Source organism: Oerskovia sp. NPDC057915, from assembly GCF_042887685.1.
Lineage (GTDB): Bacteria > Actinomycetota > Actinomycetes > Actinomycetales > Cellulomonadaceae > Oerskovia.
Genome location: NZ_JBHVOS010000036.1, coordinates 17,613 through 30,199 on the forward strand (window position 1 = coordinate 17,613; position 12,587 = coordinate 30,199).

The 12,587-nt window shown below is 73.5% G+C and carries 10 protein-coding genes; 6 read left to right on the top strand and 4 right to left on the bottom strand.

Annotated features, from left to right (window positions below):
* Positions 1-32: 32 nt before the first annotated feature.
* The 3 genes from ACFVQ3_RS18285 to rlmB all read left to right on the top strand — a co-directional run bounded on the left by ACFVQ3_RS18285 (position 33) and on the right by rlmB (position 3,092).
* Positions 33-428 carry a PPOX class F420-dependent oxidoreductase gene (locus tag ACFVQ3_RS18285; protein WP_387642133.1) on the top strand — a complete coding sequence of 132 codons (396 nt, stop codon included), beginning with the start codon at positions 33-35 and terminating at the stop codon, positions 426-428.
* Between the two features lie 110 nt (positions 429-538).
* Complete coding sequence (cysS, locus tag ACFVQ3_RS18290; RefSeq protein ID WP_387642136.1) at positions 539-1,978, top strand: cysteine--tRNA ligase; 1,440 nt, start codon at positions 539-541, stop codon at positions 1,976-1,978.
* 91 nt (positions 1,979-2,069) lie between these two features.
* Positions 2,070-3,092 carry a 23S rRNA (guanosine(2251)-2'-O)-methyltransferase RlmB gene (gene rlmB / locus ACFVQ3_RS18295; RefSeq protein WP_387642139.1) on the top strand — a complete coding sequence of 341 codons (1,023 nt, stop codon included), beginning with the start codon at positions 2,070-2,072 and terminating at the stop codon, positions 3,090-3,092.
* A gap of 140 nt (positions 3,093-3,232) precedes the next feature.
* On the opposite strand, the gene ACFVQ3_RS18300 is transcribed toward rlmB, so the two are convergent.
* From ACFVQ3_RS18300 to otsA, 4 genes are all read right to left on the bottom strand, one after another.
* Positions 3,233-4,474 (bottom strand): DUF4032 domain-containing protein, encoded by a 1,242-nt coding sequence (locus tag ACFVQ3_RS18300; protein WP_387642143.1) that lies wholly within the window; start codon positions 4,472-4,474, stop codon positions 3,233-3,235.
* 132 nt (positions 4,475-4,606) lie between these two features.
* On the bottom strand, positions 4,607-5,731 hold the full coding sequence (locus ACFVQ3_RS18305; RefSeq protein ID WP_191796603.1) for an ABC transporter ATP-binding protein: 1,125 nt from the start codon (positions 5,729-5,731) through the stop codon (positions 4,607-4,609).
* Positions 5,732-5,960: 229 nt separating this feature from the next.
* A complete protein-coding gene (gene otsB / locus ACFVQ3_RS18310; RefSeq protein ID WP_387642147.1) occupies positions 5,961-6,857 on the bottom strand; it encodes a trehalose-phosphatase in 897 nt (298 codons plus the stop codon).
* The gene (gene otsA / locus ACFVQ3_RS18315) at positions 6,854-8,344 is read right to left on the bottom strand and encodes an alpha,alpha-trehalose-phosphate synthase (UDP-forming) (protein WP_387642150.1); all 1,491 of its coding nucleotides are present in this window, start codon (positions 8,342-8,344) and stop codon (positions 6,854-6,856) included. Before otsA ends, otsB begins: the two co-directional genes overlap by 4 nt.
* Positions 8,345-8,464: 120 nt before the next feature.
* On the opposite strand from otsA, the gene ACFVQ3_RS18320 reads away from it, so the two are divergent.
* From ACFVQ3_RS18320 to ACFVQ3_RS18330, 3 genes are all read left to right on the top strand, one after another.
* Complete coding sequence (locus ACFVQ3_RS18320; protein ID WP_387642153.1) at positions 8,465-10,768, top strand: serine/threonine-protein kinase; 2,304 nt, start codon at positions 8,465-8,467, stop codon at positions 10,766-10,768.
* Positions 10,769-10,833: 65 nt separating this feature from the next.
* Complete coding sequence (locus tag ACFVQ3_RS18325) at positions 10,834-11,448, top strand: hypothetical protein (RefSeq protein WP_387642156.1); 615 nt, start codon at positions 10,834-10,836, stop codon at positions 11,446-11,448.
* A 136-nt stretch (positions 11,449-11,584) separates the two neighbouring features.
* The gene (locus ACFVQ3_RS18330; protein WP_387642159.1) at positions 11,585-12,427 is read left to right on the top strand and encodes a DsbA family protein; all 843 of its coding nucleotides are present in this window, start codon (positions 11,585-11,587) and stop codon (positions 12,425-12,427) included.
* Positions 12,428-12,587: the final 160 nt, after the last annotated feature.

The following is a 12,587-nucleotide window of genomic DNA, read 5'->3' on the forward strand; positions in this document are numbered from 1 at the left end:
ATAGGCGGACGACCCGCGCGATTGAGCACGACATGACGAGCCTCCCCGACGCCGCCAAGGCGCTCCTCGACGCCCCCGAGTTCGCGACCGTGGCCACGATCGAGGCCGACGGCAGCCCCCAGACCTCGGTCGTGTGGGTCGCGCGCGACGGCGACGACGTCCTCTTCTCGACCATCCACGGCCGTCGCAAGACCGACAACCTGCAGCGCGACCCGCGCCTGAGCGTGCTCGTCTACCCGCGCGACGCGCCCTACCAGTACCTCGAGGTCCGCGGGGAGGCCCTGATCGAGGAGGACCCGTCCGCCTCGCTCATCCACGCGCTCGCCCAGAAGTACACGGGTGCGGAGCGCTACACGGGCGACGACGGCACCGACAACCGCCGCGTCGTCGTGCGCGTGAAGCCGACCAGGATCCACTGGCGCGACTGACCCCTCGCGCGGACGCGCGGCCCGCCCCGAGCAGGGGCCGACGCGCACCGAGACGCCGCCCCGGGAGGGCGGGTTCTGCCGGGAGGGGTGCACCCCGGTAACCTTTGGTCGTGAGCCTTCGACTGTTCGACACCGCGACGCGGGACGTGCGCGCCTTCATCCCTCAGACCCAGGGTGAGGTCGGCATCTACCTGTGTGGTGCGACGGTCCAGTCGGCACCCCACATCGGGCACATGCGCTCGGCCGTCGCGTTCGACGTCCTGGTGCGCTGGCTGCGCCGCACGGGCTCGCGCGTGACCCTCATCCGCAACGTCACGGACATCGACGACAAGATCCTCGCCAAGTCCGCCGACGCGGGCGAGCCCTGGTGGGCGTGGGCCGCGATCTACGAGCGCGAGTTCACCGCGGCCTACGACGCCCTGGGCGTCGCACCGCCCACCTACGAGCCCCGCGCCACGGGGCACGTCACCGACATGGTCGAGCTCATGCAGCGGCTCGTCGACTCGGGCCACGCCTACACGACCGGACCCGGTGACGTGTGGTTCGACGTACGCTCGTGGGCCGACTACGGCTCGCTCACCAACCAGCGCCTCGAGGACCTCACGCCCGCGCCCGCCGACTCGGCCGAGGAGTCCCTCAAGCGTGACCCCCGCGACTTCGCGCTGTGGAAGGCGCCCAAGCCCGGAGAGCCTGCCACGGCGTCCTGGGACACCCCGTTCGGGCGCGGACGACCCGGCTGGCACCTCGAGTGCTCCGCCATGGCCCACCGCTACCTCGGCGGCACGTTCGACATCCACGGCGGCGGCCTCGACCTGCGCTTCCCGCACCACGAGAACGAGCAGGCCCAGTCCCGCGCCGCCGGGGACGGGTTCGCCCAGTACTGGCTGCACTCCGCATGGGTCACGCAGGGTGGCGCCAAGATGAGCAAGTCCCTCGGCAACGGGCTCCTCGTCCGCGAGGTCCTGCGCACCACGAGCCCGGCCGTCCTGCGCTACGCGCTCGCGGCCGTCCAGTACCGCTCGATGCTCGAGTGGACGCAGGACACCGTGAGCGAGGCCGAGGCCACGTGGGAGCGGCTCAGCGGCTTCGTGCAGCGCGCGGGCGAGCGCGTCGGGACGATCGACGTCGACGACGTGCGCCAGGCCGAGCTCCCGGCGGCCTTCGTGGCCGCCATGGACGACGACCTCAACGTGCCCGCCGCGCTCGCGGTCGTGCACGAGCACCTGCGCGCCGGGAACTCGGCCCTCGCCGACCGCTCCCCGGCCGCGGACGCCGTCGCCCGGCACCACCTCGTCGCCCTCCGGGCGATGCTCGACGTCCTGGGGCTCGACCCCGCGGGCGAGCAGTGGGCCGACGCCGGGGACACCCGGTACCGTCAGGCGCTCGACGCGGTCGTCACGGCCGAGCTCGACGCCCGCGCACAGGCACGGGCAGCGCGCGACTTCGCCACCTCGGACGCGATCCGGGACCGCCTCGCGGTCGCCGGGGTCGTCGTCGAGGACTCCAGCGACGGGGCCCGCTGGTCCCTCGCTGCACGCCAGGGCACCTGACCCGGAACCCTGGACGGCAGGACGGGCCCACCCGGGCCCAGGGTCCGCCACCACAACTTCACTCGCACACATCGACCGACGGGGCAGACCCATGGCTGGAAACTCACAACGACGCGGCGCGACCCGCAGCAGCAACAAGAAGGGCGCCGTCGCCGGCACGGGCGGCAAGAACCGCCGCGCCCTCGAGGGCCGCGGCCCGACGCCCAAGGCCGAGGACCGCACCTACCACAAGGCCCACAAGGCGAAGGTCGCCGCCGAGCGCCGGGACGCCACCTCGACCGGCCCGCGCGCGCACGACGCCAAGAGCGCTGCCCGCGGCGGACGCCCGAGCGGGCGCACGCCATCGCGCACCACGCGTTCGAGCAGCGCGAACGAGGTCGTCAACGGCCGCAACGCCGTGCTCGAGGCCCTGCGCGCCTACATCCCCGTCTCCGCGGTGTACATCGCGTCGCGCCTCGAGGCCGACGACCGCACCAAGGAGATCCTGAACATCGCGTCGGGGCGCGGGTACAACCTCCTCGAGGTCACCAAGGCCGAGCTCGACCGCATGACCGACGGCTCGGTGCACCAGGGCGTCGCGATCCAGGTCCCGCCCTACGACTACGCCGACCCGGAGGACCTGCTCGACCGCGCGCACGAGGCGGGCGAGCCCCCGCTGATCGTCGCGCTCGACGGCGTGACCGACCCGCGCAACCTCGGTGCCGTCCTGCGTTCGGCGGGCGCGTTCGGGGCGCACGGCGTCCTCGTGCCCGAGCGTCGCGCGGCCGGTGTCACGGCGTCGGCGTGGAAGGTCTCCGCGGGTGCTGCCGCGCGCGTGCCCGTGGCCCGCGCGACCAACCTCGTGCGCACGCTCACCGAGTACAAGGCGGCGGGCTGCTTCATCGTGGGGCTCGACGGCGGCGGCCCGGTCGCCGTGGGCGAGCTCGCGTTCGGCAAGGACCCGCTCGTGCTCGTCGTCGGCTCCGAGGGCAAGGGCCTCTCGCGCCTGGTCCGCGAGACGTGCGACGTCGTCGCATCGATCCCGATCCTCTCGGACGTCGAGTCCCTCAACGCCGGCGTCGCCGCCGGGATCTCGCTGTACGAGGTCGCGCGCCTGCGCTCCGCGGAGGACTGAGACCCCGCCTCGTCGGTCCAGGGCGCCCCGTCGCACCACCTTCCCGGTGGCGTGGCGGGGCGCCCTGCGTCGTCGAGGTGTCGGTGGTCGCGCGGTGTGCAAGGCGCGGGGCGCGGGGCGCGGCGCGCGACCGGCCAGGACTACTCCTGCCGGTCGACCTCGCCCGGGGCCAGGCCCAGGATGGCCTTCTCGTCGGGCCGGTGCCGCAGGACGTTCTCGACGTAGGAGGTCGTGGCCTCGGGCATGGGGATGTCGCGCCCGGCCTTCTCCGAGATGAACCAGCGGTGGTCGAGGATCTCGTGGAAGAGCTGGGCCGGCTGCAGCTTGCGCCGCAGGTCGCGCGGAACGGCCTGGATGGTCGGCTCGAAGACCCCGCTGAGCCAGTCGTGCGCGACGAACTCCTCGTCGTCGTTCTGGCGCTCTGCGGCGGCCCGGTACGAGTCGAGGTCGTTGAGGAGGCGGCGTGCCTGGTTCTCCTGGACGTCGAGGCCGGTGAGGCGCAGGAGACGGCGCGCGTGGTGTCCCGCGTCGACGACCTTGGGCTGGATCTGGACGGTCGTGCCGTCGATGTCGGTCGTGATGGCGAGCTCGCCCACGTCGAAGCCCAGGTTGTTGAGCCTCTCGATGCGTGCGGCGACGCGCCAGCGCTCGTCCGAGGCGAAGGTCTCGGCGTTCGTCAGGGCGTCCCAGAGCTCGTTGTAGCGCGCGACGAGCGCGTCGCCGACGAGGATCTCGTCGATGTCCTCGTCGAGGAGCTCGCCTGCCGACAGGTCCATGAGCTCACCGATGATGTTGGTCCGGGCGAGGTCCACGTCGTAGCTGCGCTGACCGGGGCTCAGCTCGCGGTGCAGGTCGCCGGTCTCGGCGTCCACGAGGTACGCGGCGAAGGTCTCGGCGTCGCGCCGGAAGAGCGTGTTGGACAGCGACACGTCGCCCCAGTAGAAGCCGATGAGGTGCAGGCGCACGAGCAGCACGGCGAGGGCGTCGATGAGGCGCGTCGCGGTGTCCGGCTGGAGGGCCTGGCTGAAGAGCGCGCGGTAGGGGAGCGAGAACTGCAGGTGCTCGGTGATGAGCACGGCCTCGAGCCGTTCGCCGTTCGCGTCGCTCCGGCCCGTGATGACGCCCACGGGCACGACGCTGGGGACGTCGAGACGGCTGAGCTGGCGCAGCAGCTCGTACTCGCGGTACGCGACGGACTCGCCGATCTCCTTGATCGCGATGACGCGGCCGGAGAGGCGCACGAAGCGCACGATGTGGCGCGAGATACCGCGGGGCAGGGCGGCCAGGACGCTGTCCGGCCACTCCTCCAGGGGGATGTCCCAGGGGAGGTCGAGCAGTGCTGGGTCGGGGGCTGACGCGGTGATCTGCAGGTTCTGCACCATGACAGGTCCTTTCTCCGCGGTGGCCGGTCGCATGCGGGGGTGTGGTGGCGCGGACGTTCCGCACCACCGGGAAGGATATGCGAAAGGGGGCGGACCCGGCTGTCGCCGAGCCCGCCCCCGTGTCGCTGTGGGTCAGCTGAGGCGCAGGCCCGTCGCGGTCGAGAAGATGTGCGTGTTGCCCGGGCGGATCGCCACGTAGATACGCTCGCCCTTGGCGGGCACGTTGCGCGGGTCGACGCGGACGATGATCTGGTTGTCGCCGGCACCCGAGTGGATGTCCGCGTTGGTCGCCAGGTCGCCCTTGAGGGTGCCGTAGACGAACGCGTCGGAGCCGAGCTCCTCGACGATGTTGACCTCGACCGGGAAGGCGCTCTCGTTCGCCTGCGAGGTGACCTCGAGGGCCTCGGGGCGGAAGCCGAGCGTGATCTTGCCCTTGTCGGCGTCGGTGATCTTGGCGGCGACCTCGCGCTCGAGCGGGATGCGGGCCGGGCCGACCTCGGCCAGGCCGTTGTTCACGGTGAACGTGCCGAGGTTCATCGCGGGCGAGCCGATGAAGCCCGCGACGAAGACGTTGGCCGGGGTGTCGTACATGTCGCGCGGCGTGCCGACCTGCTGCAGGAGGCCGTCCTTGAGGACCGCGATGCGGTCACCCATGGTGAGTGCCTCGGTCTGGTCGTGCGTGACGTAGACGGTCGTGACGCCGAGGCGGCGCTGGAGCGACGCGATCTGCGTACGGGTCTGGACGCGGAGCTTGGCGTCGAGGTTCGACAGCGGCTCGTCCATGAGGAACACCTGGGGCTGACGCACGATCGCGCGACCCATGGCGACACGCTGACGCTGACCACCGGAGAGCGCCTTGGGCTTGCGGTCCAGGTACTCGGTGAGGTCGAGGATCTTCGCTGCCTCCTCGACGCGCTGGCGGATGTCCGCCTTGGGCGTGCCGGCGATCTTCAGCGCGAAGCCCATGTTGTCCGCGACGGACATGTGGGGGTAGAGCGCGTAGTTCTGGAACACCATCGCGATGTCGCGGTCCTTGGGCTGCACGTCGGTGACGTCGCGGTCACCGATGAAGATGTGCCCGCCGTTGACGTCCTCGAGGCCCGCGAGCATGCGGAGCGAGGTCGACTTGCCACAACCCGAGGGGCCGACGAGGACGAGGAACTCGCCGTCCTCGATGTGCAGGTTGAGCTGGTCCACCGCAGGGCGCTCGGTCCCCGGGTAGAGCCGCGTTGCGTGGTCGAAAGTGACCGTAGCCATGATGGGTACATCCCTCCACCGGCAGGTACGTGCCGGACGATCCGTTGTGTAGTGACGTGCCGCGCTTTCACGTGGTGCGTGTCTGCTGTGACACAGAAGAAGCCGAACCTCCAGGGCTTCCGGTCACCCGGGGACCTGGTGGTCCGACGTCATCGTTGCTCGGCATCCTACCCCCGGTTCCTGAGTTCTCCGTCACACCCGGGTCACGTCCAGGTCACGGTCGCGGGGCTCACGCCTCCAGCAGGTCGGCGAGCGTCGTCAGGGCCGCCGCGGCCGCGGCGGGGTCGGCGACGCGGTAGGCGGCGAGGGTCTCGCCCTCGCCCACCTTGATGCCCACGTCGGCCGGGCCCAGCACCGCGAAGGCGCGCTCGTCGGTCACGTCGTCGCCCAGGTAGAGCACGGCGGGCGAGCCGAGCCGTTCGCGCAGCGCGTCGAGCGCGATGCCCTTGGACGTCCTCGTGACCGCGATCTCGACGACGTTCTTGCCGGCCATGACGTGCGCGCCCAGCCGTTCGCCGAGCTCTGCCGCCGCAGCCGCCGCGGCTCGCGCCGGCTCGGCGGGGGACAGGCGGGTGTGGAGCACCGCGGCCGAGGGCTTGTGCTCGACCCAGGCTCCCTCGATCGGCGCCGCGATCTCCTCGAGGCCGTCCGTGACGTCGGCGAGGACGTCGCGCTGCGCCTCGTCGAGCGCGACGGGGACGAGGCGGACGCGCGCTGCCGTGCCGTCGGCGCGGACGGAGCGCTCGTCGTCGGCGCCGTCACGGAGGGGTGCGAGCACCTCGCCCGTCTCGGCCCCGTGGCTGCCGACGAGCAGCGCGCCGGGCGGTGGCGAGGCGAGGTGGGCGAGGTCATCGATGCGGCGCCCCGACACGAGCGCGACCCGCACCCGGTCGGGTCCGCACGTCGCGAGGCGCGCGAGGGCCGCGGCGGCGGCCGGGGTGGGCCGCGACGCGAGCGGGTCGTCCCCGAGCGGGGCGAGCACCCCGTCGAAGTCGCTGGCGACCAGGACGGGGCCGGACCCCGCGTCCTCGTGCGGTGTCCCGGCGGCCGCCACGAGGGCCGCGAGGGCCACGCCCAGGTCGGCGTCTCCGCCGACCTGGGGCCGGGCGGTTCCCGACGACGTCACGCGCCCTCCCCCTCGACGGGTGCCTCGTCCGCGCGGGGGGCCGGGGCGTGCGTGCGGGGCGTGTCGCGCGAGGGCATGGCCCGGAGCACGCCGAGGAACGACTCGGACCACTTCGAGACGTCGTCGGCGAGGACCCGGCGGCGCAGGCGGCGCATGCGCTTGCGCTGCTCGCGCACGTCCATGTTCGCGGCCGCGACGATGATGTCCTTCATGCCGTCGATGTCGTGGGGGTTGACGAGCAGCGCGCCGCCGGCGAGCTCGTCGGCGGCCCCGGTGAACTCCGAGAGGACGAGGACGCCGCGGTCGTCGGAGCGGGCGGCGATGTACTCCTTGGCGACGAGGTTCATGCCGTCGCGCAGCGACGTGACGAGCATGACGTCGGCCGCGAGGTAGAGGGCGGCCATCTCCTCGGGCGGGTAGGAGTGGTGGAGGTAGTGGATCGCGGCGTGACCGATCTCGGCGTACTCGCCGTTGATGCGGCCCACCAGGCCCTCGACCTGCTCGCGCAGCTCCTGGTAGGCGCCGACGTTCTCGCGGCTCGGGCTCGCGACCTGGACGAGCGTGACGTGCTCGACGTCGATGCGCCCGTCCTGGAGGATCTCGCCGTAGGCCTTGATGCGGTGGCGGATGCCCTTGGTGTAGTCGAGGCGGTCGACGCCGAGCATCATGACCTCGGGGTCGCCCAGGTCGGCGCGGATCTCGCGCGAGCGGGCCTGGACCTCGGGGGTGCGGGCGAGCTCGTCGAACGTCCGGGAGTCGATCGAGATGGGGAAGGCGGCGGCGCGGACGTTGCGCGACGGGCGGTCCTCGGCACCGGGCACGGTCACGATGGGGCCGCGGGTCGTGTAGCCCGTGAGGCGGCGCACGGCGCGGATGAAGTTCGACGCGTCGCCCGCGCGCTGGAACCCGAGGAGGTCCGCGCCCAGGAGGCCCTCGATCACCTGGCGTCGCCACGGGAGCTGCTGGAAGAGCTCGAGCGGCGGGAAGGGGATGTGGTTGAAGAACCCGATGCGCAGGTCGGGGCGCTGCTCGCGCAGCATGCGCGGCACGAGCTGCAGCTGGTAGTCGTGGACCCAGACGGTCGCGCCCTGCTCGGCCTGGGCCGCGGCGGCGTCGGCGAAGCGCTGGTTGACGCGGCGGTACGCGTCCCACCACTGCCGGTGGAACGCGGGGGGTGCGATGACGTCGTGGTAGAGCGGCCAGAGGGTGTCGTTGGAGAAGCCCTCGTAGTAGCGCTCGATCTCGGTCGCGGACAGGGTCACGGGCACCAGGCGCATGTCGTCGGCGTCGAAGGGGTCGACCTCGAGGTCAGGAGCGCCGGACCAGCCGACCCAGGCGCCGTCGGACTTCTGCATGACGGGCTCGAGCGCGGTGACCAGTCCCCCGGGGGAGCGCTTCCAGTCGACGTGACCCTCGTCGTCGACCGTGAAGTCGACGGGGAGCCGGTTGGACACCACGACCAGGTCGTAGCCCGCTTTGCCAGTCAATGGAGATCTCCTTGATATTCGGTGGAACGTCCGTGAATCTCCACCCAGGTTATCGGTGTCGCGTCCCACCTGCTCCCGGGAGCGCAGGGCGGCGCCCCGAATTGTCGATACCTTGACTCCATGGAGGAGGCCAGCAGCAGACCTGTCGACCCGGCACGGAGCAACGGTGCCGCGCGGCGCGGCGGGCTGCCCACGGGCAGCGAGGTCGGCGGGTACCGCATCCTCGCCCGGCTCGGCGCCGGCGCCATGGGGGCGGTCTACGAGGCCGAGGACGGCGGCGGGAACCTCGTCGCCATCAAGTTCCTGCACGCGCACCTCGACGTCGACGCGCAGGGACGCGAGCGCCTGCGCCGCGAGGCCGTCGCCCTCCAGCGCCTGCGGCACCCCGCGGTCGCGCAGATCCTCGACGTCGAGCTCGACGGCTCCGAGGCGTTCATCGTGACCGAGCTCGTCGACGGCCCCAACCTCGAGGAGGAGATCGCGACGGGTGGCCCCCTCGACGCACGGGACCTCTTCGAGCTCGCGGACCAGCTCGCCGAGGCGCTCGAGGCGGTCCACGCGGCCGGCGTCGTGCACCGTGACCTCAAGCCCAGCAACGTCCTGGTGACCCAGAACGGCCCGGTCCTCATCGACTTCGGCATCGCGCACGGGCTCGACGAGGCGCGCGCGACCTCGACCGGCCTCGTCATGGGCACGCCGGGCTACCTGGCCCCCGAGCTCCTCGAGGGAGCGGCCCCGAGCGCCAACAGCGACTGGTGGGGGTGGGCGGCGCTGCTCGCGTTCGCCGCGACCGGACGACCCCCCTTCGGCATGCGACCGGTCGAGGCCGTGCTCGCGCGCGCCCGGTCCGGGGAGGCCGACCTCGACGGCCTGGGGCCGCGGACCGCCGCGGCGCTCGCGGCGGCGCTGCGTGCGGACCCTGCGTCCCGGCTCGGCCCGTCGGAGGTCGCGGCGGTCCTGCACCGCGTGGCGCAGGACGGTGACGGCCCGACGGCGTCGCTCGCCACCGGCGCGACCGAGGTCGTCCCGCAGCACTTCGGGGGAGGCGGGAGCGCAGGTGGTGGCGGCGTGGCCGGTGGTGCTGCCCTCGCGGGTGCCGCCGCCGTGGCGGCCGCCGGGGGGACGCTCGCAGCGGCCGAGCGAGCGGCCGCGGTGGGCGCCACGGCGGCCGGAGCCGGTGGCGCGGTGGCCGCGACCAAGGTCATGGGACCGGCTGGTGCCGCCGGAGGTGCAGCCGCAGGTGCGGCGGCGGGCGGCGGTGCGTCCGGTGCCGCGGCGACCGTCGCCCTGCCCGCCTCGGCGGGCGACGTCCAGCCGACGAGCGTCGTCCCGGTCGTGCGCTCGGCCGTGCCCGTGCCGCGCCCGACCCCGCCGGCCCCCTCGATCCCGCCGCTCGCAGCGACCCAGGTCATCGCCAACGACGGCCGGACCGTCGCGGTGCCCACGGCGCCACCCGTCGTCCCGGCGGCGACGGCCCCGCCGCCCTCGGTGCCGCCGGCATCCCTCGCGGGTGCGGCGGCCGTCGGGCCGACCGCGGTGCAACCTGCCGTCCCGCAGCCCACCCTGCGGCAGCCGCCGGTCCCCTCGGCGCCGCCCGGGGCGTACCCGCCCGCCCAGGGCCCGTACTCACCGCCTTCCCAGAACCCGTACGCGCCGCAGCCCGCACCGCCCGCGGACGCTCCGGCGTCGGGCAGGCGGAAGGGGCGTGGCGCGCAGGTGACCGAACCCGAGGGCGGCGACCCGCTGGACGCGTTCGGCCGGCCCCTCGGCGTGATCTCGGCCCCCGACTACGCGCGCCCCGCCCACCGGCGACGGACCGGGACCGTGGCGGCCCTCGGGCTGCCCCTCGTGCTGCTCGCCGGGACGTACCCGGGCGTCGCGTTCGTGCTGCTCGCCGCGGTCGTGGTCGTGCTGCGCGTCGTCGGCGTGGGCGCGGACTCGTTCCACGGCCGACGTGAGCGCAAGGGCGTGCAGCGCAGCGACGCGGTGCGGTCGGCGGTCGCCGTGCCCTGGTACGCGCTGCGCGCCGTCGTCGGCGCGGTGCCCTCGCTGCTCGTCGCGCTGTGCGGGGGAGTCCTGCTCGTCGTGGGCTCGTGGTGGCTGCTCGCGCCCGGGATGCTCGTCCTCGCGCCGCAGCAGAGCGTCGAGGCGCGGTCGGTCGGGGGCGTCAACGAACCGTGGGTGTTCACCGTCGTGCTGTGCGTCGCGATGGCGGTCACGGTGCTGCTCGCGTGGTTCGGGCCGCTCACCGGCCTCACCCGGTACGGTGCGCGCACCACGCTCGCGCACGTCGCCCCCGGTCGTGTGGGGGCGATCTTCCTCGTCCTGGCCGGGCTCGTGCTCACGGCGATGGTGCTCTTCTCGCTCGGCGACGGCGCGTCGATCGACTGGGCGCCCTTCCCCGGGCCTCCGCCGAGCCTGTGAACCCACGTGACCCGAACCCACGTGCCTCACCGGAAACTCTCAGACAGCGCGAGTACCCTGACCCCGTGACCAGGACGTCCGCCCCGGGAGCGCCCTTCGGCGCGACCCCCGGGACAGCCCCGAGCGAGACCGCACCCGCGGCCCGCTCGCGCGTGCGCACGGACGGCCCCGAGCGTCTGCTGACGCGGTCGCTGACCGCCGCGACCTCGCTCGTCGTCGCGGGGTTCCTCCTGGTCGTCGGCACCCTGACGCTCCTCGCGGACCGCGGCTTCAGCCTCGTCCACCAGTGCGTGCCCGCCCCGGGCGGCTGGGGAGTCGCGGGCGTGCACCTGGCCCTCCTGCGGGAGACCGCCGACTGCCCCGCCGGCACCGCCGCGCTCGGGGGGGACCCCGCCCGCGTCGTCACCGTGGTGGGCGTGCTCGCGCTTCCCGTGCTGCTCGCCCACCTCGCGCTGCTGCTCGCCGGGTGCGGGCTGGCCGCCGTGGCCCTGCGCGTCCGTGACCGTCTCACCGCGGTCCTGAGCCCGCGCCGCGCCGTCGCCCTGCTGCGGACGCCGCTCGCGCCCGTCGCCCTCTCGTGCCGGCAGGTCGTGCGGTCCGCGACCAAGGTGCTGCACCATCTCGCGCTCGCCGCGGTGCGCTCCCTGCGCGGGCCACCTGCCGCGCTCGCGGCCGCCTGACGACTCGATCCCGACTCGTCGCCGCCACGCGTCCGGTGCCACCCGCACCCTGGGCACGCGTGGCACGGACCGCTACCCTCGCGACCAGTGCGCCCCTGCGTGGGGCCGCGCCACCACTCGACCTCCAAGGACTCCCATGTCGAACGAACCCCGTCAGACCAAGGCCGACCGCCGCGACGCGGCCCGCGCAGAAGCACTCGCGCTGCGCGAGGCCCAGGCCAAGCGCGACAAGCGCAACCGTGCGATCACCATCGGCGCCCTCGTCGGTGGCCTCGCCGTGCTCATCGGCGCCTTCCTCTGGGTCTTCATCCCCGCGATGAACCAGAAGGACGCCCAGAAGACCGAGCCGCTCACGGGCGTCACGGCGCCCGCCGCCGCCAACGACACGGGCGGTATCCCGGTCGGCGCGGACGGCGTCGCCGGGACCAGCACCGAGGGAGCCGTCGAGCTCGGCGTGTACTTCGACTACATGTGCCCCATCTGCGGTGACTTCGAGAAGGTCAACTCCGCGTCGATCGACGAGATGCGCGAGGCCGGGGACATCACCCTGGTGCAGCACCCGGTCGCGATCCTCGACCGCTACTCGTCCGGCAGCCAGTTCTCGACGCGCTCGGCCTCCGCGTCCGCATACGTCGCCGAGCACGCCCCGGAGCAGTTCAACGCGTTCAACGAGGCGATGTTCGCCAACCAGCCCGAGGAGAACACGGCAGGCCTGACCGACGCGCAGATCGCGGAGATCGCCAAGACCGCGGGCGTCCCGGCCGACGTGGCCGACAAGATCGCCGCGGGCGAGGCGACCAAGGAGTTCGGCAAGTGGGCCGAGGGCGCGACCAGCCTCGCCACGCAGAACCCCGACCTCGCCAACCCGCAGACCGGTGGCTTCGGCACGCCGACCATCACGATCAACGGTGAGCGCTGGGACGGCAACTGGACCGACCCGGCCGAGCTCAAGAAGGCCGTCGAGGCCGCCAAGGGCTGACCTGCCCGGGCGCTCGCGGTGCGCCCCCGGGGTCGTCCGGGGGCGTCCCGGGGCGCACCCGGTGCGCTCAGGGTGCGTGCGCCGCACCCGCCGTGGTGGGCGTCGGGGGGGGGGGGGGGCCGGGCCCGGTCGGCGCCGCCGCCCCCCGCGCCCCCCCCGG

Excerpts from the sequence above, each read along its gene's own strand:
- ACFVQ3_RS18285 (WP_387642133.1), top strand. The coding sequence starts at position 33 with ATGACGAGCCTCCCCGACGCCGCCAAGGCGCTCCTCGACGCCCCCGAG.
- rlmB (WP_387642139.1), top strand. The coding sequence starts at position 2,070 with ATGGCTGGAAACTCACAACGACGCGGCGCGACCCGCAGCAGCAACAAG.
- ACFVQ3_RS18300 (WP_387642143.1), bottom strand. The coding sequence starts at position 4,474 with ATGGTGCAGAACCTGCAGATCACCGCGTCAGCCCCCGACCCAGCACTG.
- ACFVQ3_RS18305 (WP_191796603.1), bottom strand. The coding sequence starts at position 5,731 with ATGGCTACGGTCACTTTCGACCACGCAACGCGGCTCTACCCGGGGACC.
- ACFVQ3_RS18320 (WP_387642153.1), top strand. The coding sequence starts at position 8,465 with ATGGAGGAGGCCAGCAGCAGACCTGTCGACCCGGCACGGAGCAACGGT.
- ACFVQ3_RS18330 (WP_387642159.1), top strand. The coding sequence starts at position 11,585 with ATGTCGAACGAACCCCGTCAGACCAAGGCCGACCGCCGCGACGCGGCC.